The 10,810-nt window shown below is 74.6% G+C and carries 8 protein-coding genes; 5 read left to right on the plus strand and 3 right to left on the minus strand.

Annotated features, from left to right (window positions below):
- Positions 1–18: 18 nt before the first annotated feature.
- From CRM73_RS05745 to CRM73_RS05755, 3 genes are read left to right on the plus strand one after another with little or no spacing between them, the layout of a single operon-like run.
- Positions 19–2,064 carry a bifunctional aldolase/short-chain dehydrogenase gene (locus CRM73_RS05745; protein ID WP_229587114.1) on the plus strand — a complete coding sequence of 682 codons (2,046 nt, stop codon included), beginning with the start codon at positions 19–21 and terminating at the stop codon, positions 2,062–2,064.
- A 5-nt stretch (positions 2,065–2,069) separates the two neighbouring features.
- A complete protein-coding gene (locus CRM73_RS05750; RefSeq protein WP_229587117.1) occupies positions 2,070–3,542 on the plus strand; it encodes a rhamnulokinase family protein in 1,473 nt (490 codons plus the stop codon).
- A 50-nt stretch (positions 3,543–3,592) separates the two neighbouring features.
- Positions 3,593–6,118, plus strand: coding sequence for a glycoside hydrolase family 3 C-terminal domain-containing protein (locus CRM73_RS05755; RefSeq protein ID WP_109244250.1), 2,526 nt, complete (start codon positions 3,593–3,595; stop codon positions 6,116–6,118).
- Positions 6,119–6,202: 84 nt separating this feature from the next.
- Here the strand turns inward: CRM73_RS05755 and CRM73_RS05760 are convergent, their stop codons facing one another.
- Both CRM73_RS05760 and CRM73_RS05765 read right to left on the minus strand, forming a co-directional pair.
- Positions 6,203–7,000, minus strand: a complete 798-nt coding sequence (locus CRM73_RS05760; protein WP_229587115.1) for an ABC transporter permease subunit — start codon at positions 6,998–7,000, stop codon at positions 6,203–6,205.
- Complete coding sequence (locus tag CRM73_RS05765; RefSeq protein WP_109244253.1) at positions 6,997–7,959, minus strand: ABC transporter ATP-binding protein; 963 nt, start codon at positions 7,957–7,959, stop codon at positions 6,997–6,999. The genes CRM73_RS05760 and CRM73_RS05765 overlap by 4 nt, the downstream gene beginning before the upstream one ends.
- 166 nt (positions 7,960–8,125) lie before the next feature.
- Here CRM73_RS05765 and CRM73_RS05770 point away from each other — a divergent pair, with 166 nt between their 5' ends.
- Positions 8,126–8,920, plus strand: coding sequence for a hypothetical protein (locus CRM73_RS05770; RefSeq protein ID WP_109244254.1), 795 nt, complete (start codon positions 8,126–8,128; stop codon positions 8,918–8,920).
- Positions 8,917–9,750 (plus strand): hypothetical protein, encoded by an 834-nt coding sequence (locus tag CRM73_RS05775; protein WP_109244255.1) that lies wholly within the window; start codon positions 8,917–8,919, stop codon positions 9,748–9,750. The genes CRM73_RS05770 and CRM73_RS05775 overlap by 4 nt, the downstream gene beginning before the upstream one ends.
- Before the next feature lie 18 nt (positions 9,751–9,768).
- Here CRM73_RS05775 and CRM73_RS05780 read toward each other — a convergent pair whose 3' ends face one another.
- Positions 9,769–10,554, minus strand: a complete 786-nt coding sequence (locus CRM73_RS05780; RefSeq protein ID WP_109244256.1) for a VOC family protein — start codon at positions 10,552–10,554, stop codon at positions 9,769–9,771.
- Positions 10,555–10,810: the final 256 nt, after the last annotated feature.

Here is a 10,810-nt window from a genome sequence, read left to right on the forward strand (position 1 = left end):
GCAGAGAGACACCTGATCATGCAGACCACCACGCACTCCGTCGTCGCCGACCTGATCGCCCGCTCCAACCGGCTCGGCGCGGACCCGAAGAACACCAACTACGCCGGCGGGAACACCTCCGCCAAGGGCACCGCCACCGATCCCGTCACGGGCGAGGGCGTCGAGCTGCTGTGGGTCAAGGGCTCCGGCGGGGACCTCGGCACCCTCACCGAGAGGGGCCTCGCGGCGCTGCGGCTGGACCGGGTCCGCGCGCTGACCGGCGTCTACCGCGGGGTCGAGCACGAGGACGAGATGGTCGCGGCCTTCGACTACTGCCTGCACGGGGCGGGCGGGGCGGCGCCGTCCATCGACACCGCCATGCACGGGCTGGTCGACGCCCCGCACGTGGACCACCTGCACCCCGACTCCGGCATCGCGGTCGCCACCGCCGCCGACGGGGAGCGGCTCACCGCCGAGATCTTCGGCGGGAAGGTCGTGTGGGTGCCCTGGCGCCGCCCCGGCTTCCAGCTGGGCCTGGACATCGCGGCGATCAAGGACGCGAACCCGGAGGCGATCGGGTGCATCCTCGGCGGGCACGGCATCACCGCCTGGGGCGCCACCAGCGAGGAGTCCGAGCAGAACTCGCTGTGGATCATCCGCACCGCCGAGCAGTACATCGACCAGCACGGCCGGCCCGAGCCCTTCGGCCCGGTCCTGGACGGCTACGGGGCGCTGCCGGAGGAGCAGCGTCGGGCCAAGGCCGCGGCCCTGGCCCCCGTGATCCGCGGGCTGGCCTCCGCCGACCGCCCGCAGGTGGGCCACTTCACCGACGACGCCCGGGTGCTGGAGTTCCTCGCTGCTGCCGAGCACCCGCGCCTGGCCGCACTGGGCACCTCCTGCCCGGACCACTTCCTGCGCACCAAGGTCAAGCCCCTGGTCCTGGACCTGCCCGCCGGCGCCCCGGTCGAGGACTGCGTCGTACGGCTGAAGGAGCTGCACGAGGCCTACCGCGCGGACTACCAGGCCTACTACGACCGTCACGCCGGCCCGGACTCGCCCGCGATCCGCGGGGCTGACCCGGCGATCGTGCTCGTCCCCGGGGTGGGCATGTTCTCCTTCGGCAAGGACAAGCAGACCGCCCGGGTGGCCGGGGAGTTCTACCTCAACGCGATCAACGTCATGCGCGGGGCCGAGGGCATCTCCGCCTACGCCCCGATCGACGAGGCCGAGAAGTTCCGCATCGAGTACTGGGCCCTGGAGGAGGCCAAGCTCGCCCGCATGCCCGCGCCCCAGCCGCTGGCCACCCGGATCGCCCTCGTGACCGGCGCGGCCTCGGGCATCGGCAGGGCCATCGCCACCCGCCTGGCCGCCGAGGGCGCCTGCGTGGTCATCGCCGACCTGGACGCCGAGAAGGCCCGCGCCGCGGCCGCGGAGCTCGGCGGGACCGACGTGGCCGTCGGCGTCGCCGTCGACGTCTCGGACGAGGCCGCCGTGCAGGCCGCGATCGAGGCGGCCGTCCTCGCCTTCGGCGGGCTGGACCTGGTGGTCAACAACGCCGGCCTGTCGCTGTCCAAGCCGCTGCTGGAGACCACCGAGAAGGACTGGGACCTGCAGCACGACGTGATGGCCAAGGGCTCCTTCCTGGTCTCCAAGAACGCGGCCCGCGTGCTCATCGCCCAGGGGCTGGGCGGGGACATCGTCTACATCTCCTCGAAGAACTCGATCTTCGCCGGGCCCAACAACATCGCCTACTCCGCCACCAAGGCCGACCAGGCCCACCAGGTCCGGCTGCTCGCCGCCGAGCTGGGCGAGCACGGGATCAAGGTCAACGGCATCAACCCGGACGGCGTGGTGCGCGGCTCCGGGATCTTCGCCGGCGGCTGGGGCGCCAAGCGCGCCGCGGTCTACGGCGTGCCGGAGGAGGAGCTGGGCGCGTACTACGCCCAGCGCACCCTGCTCAAGCGGGAGGTGCTGCCCGAGAACGTCGCCAACGCGGTCTTCGCCCTGTGCACCGCCGACTTCTCCCACACCACCGGCCTGCACGTGCCCGTCGACGCCGGCGTGGCCGCCGCCTTCCTCCGGTGAGCCCGGTGCGCACCACCGCGGCGGTCGCCGCCGTCGACCTCGGGGCCACCAGCGGGCGCGTGATCCTCGGCGGCCTCGTGGACGGGCGGCTCCGGATGCGCCACGTGGCCCGCTTCCCCAACCAGCCCGTGCGCCTGCACGAGGGGGACCGGGCCGGTCTGCACTGGAACATCACCGAGCTCCACCGGTCCGTGACCGCCGGGCTGGCCCAGGCCCTCCGCCAGGAGGACGACGTCGTCTCCGTCGGCGTCGACTCCTGGGCGGTGGACTACGCGCTGCTGCGCCACGGGCGGATGCTCGGGGTGCCCTACCACTACCGGGACGAGCGCACCGCCGCCGGGGTGGCGGCGGTCCACGCACGGGTGGGGCGGGAGGAGCTGTACCGGCGCAACGGGCTGCAGCACCTGCCGTTCAACACGGTCTTCCAGCTCGCCGCCGACCGGCTCGCCGGGGACCTGGCCGTGGCCGACCGGGCCCTGCTGATCCCCGACCTCGTCGCCTACTGGCTCACCGGGCAGCAGGTCGCCGAGGCCACCAACGCCTCCACCACCGGCCTGCTCGACGCCCGCACCGGGCAGTGGGACACCCGGCTGCTGGACGAGCTCGGGTTCGCCCGGGAGCTGCTCGCCCCCGTCGTCGCCCCCGGCACCACGATCGGCGAGCTGCTGCCGGCGGTGGCGGCCGAGCTCGGCGCCGGCCCAGGCCTGCCGGTCACCGCCGTCGGCTCCCACGACACCGCCTCCGCCGTGGCCGCCGTGCCGAGCACCGCCGAGGACGCGGCCTTCATCTCCTCCGGGACCTGGTCGCTGGTCGGCATCGAGCTGGAGGCCCCGGTGCTCGGCGAGGAGAGCCGGGCGGCGAACTTCACCAACGAGGGCGGGGTGGACGGGCGGGTCCGCTACCTGAAGAACGTCTCGGGACTGTGGCTGCTCACCGAGTCCATGCGCAGCTGGGACGGGCCCGGCGCCACCGACGCCCAGCGCAGCAGCGACCTCTCGGCCCTGCTCGCCGAGGCCGCCGCCGTGACCCGCCCCGTGGCCGTCTTCGACGCCACCGACGACCGCTTCACCGCCCCGGGGGACATGCCCGCCCGCATCACCGCCTGGTGCCGGGAGCACGACGTCGAGCCCCCGCGCGGCCGCGCCGAGGTGGTGCGCTCGATCCTGGAGTCCCTGGCCGCGGCCTACGCCACCACGATCGAGCATGCCGAGCGGCTGTCCGGGCGGAGCATCCGCACCGTGCACGTGGTGGGCGGCGGGTCGCAGAACGCCCTGCTGTGCCAGCTCACCGCCGACCGCACCGGCCGCACCGTGCACGCCGGCCCCGTGGAGGCCACCGCGATCGGCAACGTCCTGGTCCAGCTGCGGGCCGCCGGCGTCCTCTCCGGCACCCTGGAGGCCCTGCGGGAGCTCGTGGCCCGGACGTTCGAACCCGTCCGCTACGAACCGCGGGTGCTCAGCCCCGCCTGCCGGTCGTGAGCGATCTGTGGCACGGTGAGGAGCACGCCCCGGGAGAAAGCGACACCGCCATGACCGACGCCATCCGGACCTCCGGCCGGGCCGCCCGCCTCACGGAGCTCGTCGACCGGCTCTCCCTGGCGGAGAAGGTCCACCTGCTCACCGGCGAGACCGCCTTCACCCTGCCCGGCAACGAGAGGATCGGCCTGGCGGCCCTGGCCTTCTCGGACGGCCCCACCGGCGTCCGAGGGCTGACCTTCGTGGGTGGGGACGCCGTGGCCCTGTTCCCCAGCGCGACCCTGATCGCCGGGGCCTTCGACGACGGGATCGCCGAGGAGGTGGGGCGGATGCTGGCCGAGGAGGCCCAGCGCCAGCACATCCACGTGGTCCTCGGTCCCACGATCAACCTGCACCGGACTCCGCTGGGCGGGCGGCTGTTCGAGGCCTACTCCGAGGACCCGTACCTCACCGGGCGCACGGCGGCCGCCTACGTGCGCGGCATGCAGGAGCGCGGGACCGCCGCATGCCTGAAGCACCTGGTGGCCAACGAGTCCGAGACGCTGCGCAACTTCATGGACTCCCGGGTCCCGGAGACCGCACTGCGCGAGCTGTACCTGCTGCCCTTCGAGATGGCGGTCCAGGACGCGGGCGCCTGGTCGATGATGGCCGCCTACAACGATGTCAGCGGGGTGGCGGCCACGGAGCACGACCACGTCCAGAACGGGATCGTCAAGGGCGAGTGGGGCTGGGACGGGCTGATCATGAGCGACTGGTTCGCCACCAAGCGCACCGCGGCCTCCGCCAGCGGCGGCCTGGACCTCGTCATGCCCGGCCCCGGCGGGCCCTGGGGCGAGCGCCTCGTGACCGCGGTCCGGGCCGGTGAGGTCGCCGAGGAGACGATCGACGACCACGTGCTGCGGCTGCTGCGCCTGGCCGAGCGGGTCGGCGGGCTCACCCCGCCGGGGCGGCAGTCCCGCCCGTGGGCCCAGGACCTGCCCGCGGTGGACTCCCCGCAGCGGAAGGAACAGCTGCGCCGGATCGCCGCCCGCGGCATGACGGTCGTGGCGAACGACGGCGTCCTGCCCCTGGCCGTGGAGGGGGATGCCGGCCAGGACGTGGCGCTGATCGGACGGCACGCGATCGACACCGTGGACATGGGCGGGGGCTCGGCGGTCGTGAACCCGCCCTACCTGTCCACGATCGCCGAGGGGCTGGCCGCGCTGCTCGGGGACCGCGTGCGCGTGGCCGACGGACCGGCCGTGCGGACCCGCCCGGTCCCGGCGGACCCCGCCTTCCTCACGGATCCGGCCACCGGAACCCCCGGGATGCAGGTGGTGCTGCTCGGCGCCGACGGCACCGAGCTCACCCGGTACCACTCCGACTCCCCGGCGATCTCGCTCGACGGGCACGACGACCTCGGCGCGGTCCCGGCCACCGCGGTGCTCACCACCGTCCTGGCCAACGACGCGGGACCGGTGCGGCTGGGCGCCGTCGGCGCCGGGCGCTGGGACCTGGTGGCGGAGGGGCAGGAGCTGTCGGCCGAGCTGCGCCTCGAGGGGCAGGACCCGGGGGAGGCGATGCTGCGCCCACCGGCCTTCGCCGAGACCGTGGAGCTGCCGGCTGCGGCCACCCTCACGGCCACCGTGGCGCCGGCCCCGGTCGACTGGCGGGAGCTGCTCCTGGGCGATCCGGGTCTGGGGCTGGTCGAGGAGAGCCACCTGCTGCAGATGACGACGGCGGGCAAGACGGCCCTGGTGGCCGCCCCGGCCCCGCGCCCCGACGACGACCTGCTCGCCGCCGCCGAGGCCGCGGCGGCGGCCGCCGGCACCGCCGTCGTCGTCGTCGGCCTGACCGAGGAGCAGGAGACCGAGGCCGCCGACAAGACGACCCTCGTCCTGCCCGGGCGCCAGGACGAGCTCGTGCGACGCGTGGCCGCCGCCGCCGAGCGGACCGTGGTCGTCGTCAACGCCGCCACCCCCGTGCTCATGCCCTGGCTGGACCGGGTGGACGCGGTGCTGGTGGCCGGGCTGCCGGGTCAGGAGGGAGGACACGCCGTGGCCGCCGCCCTGACCGGCGTACTCGAGCCCACCGGGCGACTGGTCACCTCCTGGCCCGCCGCGGACGGGGCGGCCCCGGCGTGGGGCGTGGTCCCGGACGGCGACCGGGCACTGAGCTACGACGACGGCACGTTCATCGGCCACCGCGGCTACCACGCCGGGCACGCCCCCGCCCCGCTGTTCTGGTTCGGGCACGGCCTGGGCTACGGCACCTGGGAGTACGGGACCGTGCGGGTCCGGGCGGGCGAGGGCGGACCGGTGGTGGACGTCGAGCTCACGAACACCTCGTCCCGGGCGTCGCGGGAGACCGTGCAGGTCTACCTGGACCCGGCCGAGGACGACCAGCCGATCCGCCTGATCGGCTACCAGGGGGTGGACGTCCCCAGCGGGGCCACGGCCGCCGTCAGGGTGCGCTGCGACGACAGGCTGCTCCGCCGCTGGGACGACGCCGCCAGCACCTGGGCACCCCTGGCCGGGGGCGGGGAGCTCGTGCTCGCCCGCGGGCTGGGCGACGTCCGGGCACGGGTGCCCCTGGCCTGACGGTGGGGACGTCTCTGCGCGCGGGGCCGCGGGGACGTCGTGCCCGTCCGGACGCCCGGTGACGCGCCGGGACAGGCCCGTGGATCAGACCATGAGGTCGCGCCGCTCGAAGGCAGCGGCGCTCCCTGCCGCCGCCAGGACCGCCGGCGCGGCCAGCAGCCCCAGACCGGACCAGTCGACGCCAGTGGCTGGCGGTTCGGCGCCGATGTACCAGTGGAAGGGGGAGATCCGCTCCATCCAGGGCGCCTCCGCGATGGGGGAGAGGTAGCTGAGCAGGTAGGCGGCCACCGCGACCGCCGCGGCCGTCCCCAGGGCGATCCCGCGCCGGCCGGTCGCGGCCCCCACCGCGAACGCCACGGTGCCCAGGGCACCCCCGAAGAGGAGGAGCCCGGCGCTCGCGGCGGCCACGTTCGTGGCCGCCAGACCCAGCTCCAGCGCGGCGGAGAGGACGCCGAGGGAGGCGCTGAGGGCGAGGACCAGCACGAGGACCGTCAGCCACAGGGCGGCCAGCCGCTCGGTGTAGATCCTCCGCCGCGAGACGGGGGCGGTGAGCTCGAGTTCGAGCATGCCGTCCTCCTCCTGCCCGGCGACCAGGCGCGCGCCCAGGCCGATGGCGCACACCAGGGTGAGCACGGCGCCGAGCAGCGCGTACACGGTCGAGGTGACGTAGCCGGCGGCCGTGGCCATGCTGTCGAAGCCCATCGCGGTGATGAACTCGGACGGCATGGACTCGAGCATCGCGTCCATCTGGCCGCCGCCCACACTGGGGTAGAACGCCGTGTACAGGGCCGTGACGGCGGCGACGGCGAGCGCCCACAGCAGCAGCGACCGCCGGTTGGACCTCAGCGCGGCGGCCAGGACGGTTCCGCCCCGCGCGGTCATCGCACCACCTCCGGGTCGGCGGTCCCGGCGCCCGGGGCGGGGCGGTCCGGAGTGGTGCGGCCGGCCGGTGGCCGGTAGAAGTCCAGGAACAGGTCCTCGAGCTCCCGGTCCTCGGCCTGCCAGCGCACCACGCGGTGCCGGGCGGCCGCGCTCAGCAGCGGCATGGGGTCGCCGCGGAGCAGGCAGCTCAGGGTCACGCCGTCGGAGGGATCGAGGACCGCGTTCTCGACGCCGGGCAGGCCCGCGAACTCCGCCAGGGACACCGGTGCGGCGAAGCGCAGGAGCACCTGCTGCCCGGCACGGGCCCGCAGGGCCCGGACGTCGTCGAGGTCGACCACCCGGCCCTCGCGGATGATGGCGACGCGCCCGGCGACCTCCTCGACCTCCTGGAGCATGTGGCTGGAGAGGAAGACCGTGGCGCCACCGGCGTTGGCCTCGCGGGCGAGGAGCAGGAACTCCCGCTGGAGCAGGGGGTCCAGACCGCTGGTCGGCTCGTCCAGCACGAGCAGCTCGGGGTCGTGCATGAAGGCCTGGACCAGGCCGACCTTCTGCTTGTTGCCCTTGGAGAGCGCTCGCAGCGGACGGGACAGGTCCAGGGAGAGCCGCTCCGCGAGCTCGCCGACGCGCCGTCCGCCCCGGCCGCCGCGCAGGGCGGCGAGGTAGGCGAGGTACTCCCCGGCGCTCATCCGCGCGGGGAAGGAGAGCTCGCCCGGCAGGTAGCCGATCCGCCCGCGCAGCCCGGGCCCGCCGGCGGCGGGGGTGACGCCGAAGACCTCCACCGTGCCCGCGGTGGGGCGCAGCAGGTCCACGAGCAGCCGGATGGTGGTGGACTTGCCGGAGCCGTTGGGCCCGAGGAAGCCGAACACCTCCCCGACCCGGACCTCGAGGTCCACGCCGTGGAGGGCGCGGGTGTGCCCGTAGTCCTTCACGAGTCGGCGCGCCCGGATGGCCGGTGTCATGGTCAACGGCCCTCGACCTCGTGCGTGCTCCCTGCTGGACGCATGGCCCCATCCTAGGACAGGCGTGCACGGGCGGGTCCGGGCCCGCCCGCCCCACCCATCCGATGCCGCCCCGGCGCCGAACATCCTCGCGAGAGCACCCCATCGAGGAGGAGAAAGAGGCGTCATGGCCTTCGACATCGACCGGTTCGCCGAGGAGTCCACCAGTCTGCACTGGGAGGACCTGGGGCTCGAGGCCCTGCGCGAGGACCCCCTGCCCCCGGAGACGCTGCGCACGCTGCGGTACATGTGCGACGTCGAGTTCCACACCGTCTGCTACCTGCGGGACATGCTCGTCAGCCCCTCCCGCAAGGACCCCGAGGTGGCCACCTTCATGACCATGTGGAACCGGGAGGAGTTCTGGCACGGGGAGGCCCTCGCCCACGTGCTCTCCCTGCACGGGATCACCGTGGCCTTCGACGAGCTCAAGGCCAAGCGGGTCAAGCTCGGCTGGCGTGACCGCATCAACCCGGTGAAGCAGTCGCTGCTGTCCAACATCGTGGGCACCGACTTCGTCGCCGTGCACATGCTCTGGGGCGCCGTGAACGAGCGGTCCGCGGCCGCCGCCTACCGGCGCCTGGCCGCGCTCGAGGACCACCCCGTGCTCGCCCCGCTGCTGCGGCGCATCGCCGCGCAGGAGACCAAGCACATCGCGTTCTACACCACCCAGGCCCGGGCCCGGCTGCAGGACAACCCGAAGGCGCAGAAGCTCGCCCGCCTGGCCCTGCGCACCGCCTGGCAGCCGGTCGGCTCCGGGGTCTCACCCGAGGAGGAGGTCACCCACGTCATGGGCCACCTCTTCGCCGGGGCCGAGGGCCGCCGGGAGGTCGAGGCCATCGACCGCCAGATCGCGAAGCTGCCCGGCATGGAGGGACTGACGGTGGTGGCCGACGCCCTGGACGCCCGGGGCGTGGCCGCGTGAGCGCGAGCAGCACCTCCGCGGTGGACGGCCCCCGGTCCGATGTGCGCGCGCCTCGGTTCGACGTGCGCGCCTACGCGCGCGACCCGCACGCGCTGCGCCCGGCCGACCTCGACCTCCAGGCCCTGAGCGACCTCGCCCCCGGGGCCCTGGAGGTGCTGGCGCACCTGTGGTGCGTCGAGCGCGGCCTGCTGGACCGGCTGCGGGACCTGCTGGTCACCCCCACCCACGCCGAGGCCCGGGTGACGGCCTTCCTCACCGCATGGGCCTACGAGCAGCACTGGCTCGCCGAGACCCTGGGAGCGGTCCTGGCCGCCAACGGCCGCACGGCCCGGGAGCCCGCCGACACGCCCCTCGGCCGGGCCCGGCGGACCTGGGACGAACGGGCCCGGCCCGCGCTCGGCGCGGTCTCCAGCAACCTGCTGGGCGCCGAGACCACCGGCGCCCAGATGGTCACCGGAGGACTCGACACCGCCGTGCTCGCCGCGGTCTACCGGCGACTGGGGGCCGTCGAGCCCCGGCTGGCCGGCACGGTCCGGGAGATCGTGCGGCTGAAGGAGCGGCACCTGGCGTTCTTCGCCGAGGAGGCCGGAGCGCGACTGGCCCGCAGCGCGAGCGCGCGCCGGCTCGCCCGCTCCGGGGCGGTCCGGTGGCGGTGGCCCGGCACCCGCTACGGCGACCCCGGGCCGCACCGGGCGTGGGTCCGCCGGCTGTACGCGGACCCGGCCGCCCGTGCCGACCTGCTGGTGATCGACGAGGACCTCGCCGCGCTGCCCGGTCTGGTCGGCGCCCGCCCGGTCGCCGCGGCGCTGGGACGCCTCGACCGGGGCTGAGGCGCCCCGGCAGGGGGGCTACATCTCCTCCTTCGGGGTCATCAGCACGAAGACCTCCTGGTCGGGTCCCGCGACGGCCGCCATCCGCCCGTACTCGAAGTCGGAGGGCTCCTGGACGACCGACCCCCCGGCCTCGCGCACGCGGCGCACGGCGGCGTCGACGTCCTCGACCTGGAACGCTACCGACCAGGCGGGCCGGGCGTCACCGGCCGCGGGGTCGAGACCGCCGATGCCGCCGGCGGGCATCTGCCCGCCGGAAACGGTGAACAGGGCGTAGGGCATCCGGTCGTCGCCGATGTCCTGGTAGGCGTAGCCGAAGACCGCGGCGTAGAAGCCCTGGGCGGCGGCGGGATCACCGGTCATGAGATCGCACCAGACCACCGCGCCGGGCTCCCCGTACGCCCCGAAGCCGGTGTGCTCGCGGGCCTGCCACATGCCGAAGGCCGCCCCGGTGCAGTCGACCCACATCCCCATGGAGCCAAAGGCCCCGACCTCCATGGGCTCGAACACCGGGGTGGCCCCCGCCTCGACCGCCCGGGCGGCGTGGGCGGTGATGTCCTCGGTGGCCAGATAGACCGACCAGACGTGCGGGGCGTCCGCCATGCCCTCCATGGTGGGGGAGAGCCCGGCGACGGCCCGCCCGCCGAGCAGCGCGTTGCAGTAGCCGCCGTACTCGGGCTGGGACTCGGAGTAGGTCCAGCCGAGCACGTCGCGGTAGAAGGCCTGGGTGCGGCCCAGGTCGGAGGCCATCAGGTCCACCCAGCAGGGCGTGCCGGCCGGCCAGGGTTCGGTGTGCGTGGTCATGGCGAGGGTCCTTCCGGGGAGCGGGTGCAGCGGTGCCGCCGGGGGCCCGCCGCGGCGTCCGGGATCCGGACACGGTGCGGTGTGACCTCCGACACGTTCCAGGCTAGGCGCCCGCTCGGACGCGCTAACTGTGATGTCCAGGGAGGTTGTCCCGCCGCAAGGCGGTGAGTCGGGCTGACACGGGAAGGCCTCCGGTAGTGAAGTGGAGCTGTCTAGTTCACCGCTTCACCCACCGGAGGCCTTCATGTCCCACGTT

Origin of the sequence: Kocuria sp. CCUG 69068 (assembly GCF_020833785.1) — a bacterium.
GTDB lineage: Bacteria > Actinomycetota > Actinomycetes > Actinomycetales > Micrococcaceae > Kocuria > Kocuria rosea.